We start from the raw sequence: 1,346 nt of genomic DNA on the forward strand, positions 1-1,346 counted from the left end.
GACCGACCGAGTCCGAGTCGCACCTCGACCGGCCGCACACGCCGCAGTCCCCGCTATCCGTCGACGTTCCCCGGTCGGAACTCGTACAGGAGCGAGAGAAGCCCCGCGAGCAGTAGCACGCCGAAGCCGAGACCGAAGACGCCCGTATACAGACTGATCGGGTCGTTGTCCATCGTCGATTTGAGAACGAGGGACACCCAGAAGAACAGCGTTGCCGCGCCCACGAACGCACCGATCGCCGAAAGAAGGGCGAAGAGCCCACCGATATATCCTTCGAGCCTTCCGACCGGCAGTCTGACGCGGAACTCCGACGGCGTATCGGGTGACTCGCTCGACATGGCAAAAAATATAACCCACGTGATCTAAGTGTACGCGTCCTCGTCGGAGGTGGTTGAAACGTTAACGCCCGGATTGATGGAGGACGCCGTGGTCGATCTGAGTATGCCAGACGTGACACGGGACGGCGTGACGATCGATTACGCCGTCGACGGGGACCCGACCGGACCGACCGTGCTGCTGCTCGAGGGGCTCGGGTACGGCCGGTGGATGTGGCGGTGGCTCGCCGAGGCGCTGGCGGACGACTACGAGGTCCTCCGCCCCGACAACCGGGGAACCGGGGACTCGGACGTCCCGGAGGGACCGTACACCGTCGCCGAGATGGCGGCCGACGCGGCCGCGGTCCTCGACGACCGCGACGTTGAGGCGGTCCACGTCTGCGGCGCGTCGATGGGCGGGATGATCGCGCAGGAGTTGGCGCTCTCGGACGACCGCGTCGCCTCCCTGACGCTACTGTGTACCTCGCCGGGCGGCGACGACGCGGCGGAGACACCGCGGGAAGTACAGGAACACATCTTCTCCGCGCCGGAGGACGCCGACCCCCGCGAGCGGATCCGCTACCTGATGGAGCCGGCGGTCTCCGACGGCTTCTGCGACCGCGAGCCCGAGCTCATCGAGCGCATCGTCGACTGGCGGTTAGCGGGCGACGCGACCCCGGCGGGGCGCGAGGCGCAGGCCGCGGCCGTGGCGGCGTTCGACGCGTCCGACCGGCTCGGCGCGCTCTCCGTCCCGACGTTCGTCTTCCACGGGACGGCGGACCGCGTCCTCCCGGCCGAGAACGCCGAGCTGCTCGGGGAGCTGCTCTCGCACGCCGACGTCGAGTTGTTCGACGGCGGCCCCAACCTGTTCTTCATCGAGGAGCGCGAGCGCGCCGGAGACGACCGCGGCCGAGATCATCCCGTGCGCGACGCGGCCGCCGAACATCGTCTCGGCGGCGTACTCGTCGTCGAGGTGGATCGGGTTCTCGGCGCCCGAGAGCGCCGCGAACGTCTCGATCGACTCCTCGCTCA

At 68.6% G+C, this 1,346-nt stretch carries 1 protein-coding gene and 2 pseudogenes; 1 reads left to right on the forward strand and 2 read right to left on the reverse strand.

Features of this window, described 5'->3' with window-relative positions; translation table 11 throughout:
• Positions 1–53: 53 nt before the first annotated feature.
• Positions 54–338 carry a hypothetical protein gene (locus U4E84_RS17510; RefSeq protein WP_322533368.1) on the reverse strand — a complete coding sequence of 95 codons (285 nt, stop codon included), beginning with the start codon at positions 336–338 and terminating at the stop codon, positions 54–56.
• Positions 339–441: 103 nt separating this feature from the next.
• On the opposite strand from U4E84_RS17510, the pseudogene U4E84_RS17515 reads away from it, so the two are divergent.
• Positions 442–1,227: pseudogene (locus U4E84_RS17515) on the forward strand (alpha/beta fold hydrolase); the annotation flags it as partial.
• Here the strand turns inward: U4E84_RS17515 and U4E84_RS17520 are convergent.
• Positions 1,192–1,346: pseudogene (locus U4E84_RS17520) on the reverse strand (MaoC/PaaZ C-terminal domain-containing protein); the annotation flags it as partial. The pseudogenes U4E84_RS17515 and U4E84_RS17520 sit on opposite strands and share 36 nt — an antisense overlap.

The sequence above is a fragment of the Halorubrum sp. AD140 genome (assembly GCF_034497445.1).
Taxonomy (GTDB): Archaea; Halobacteriota; Halobacteria; order Halobacteriales; family Haloferacaceae; genus Halorubrum.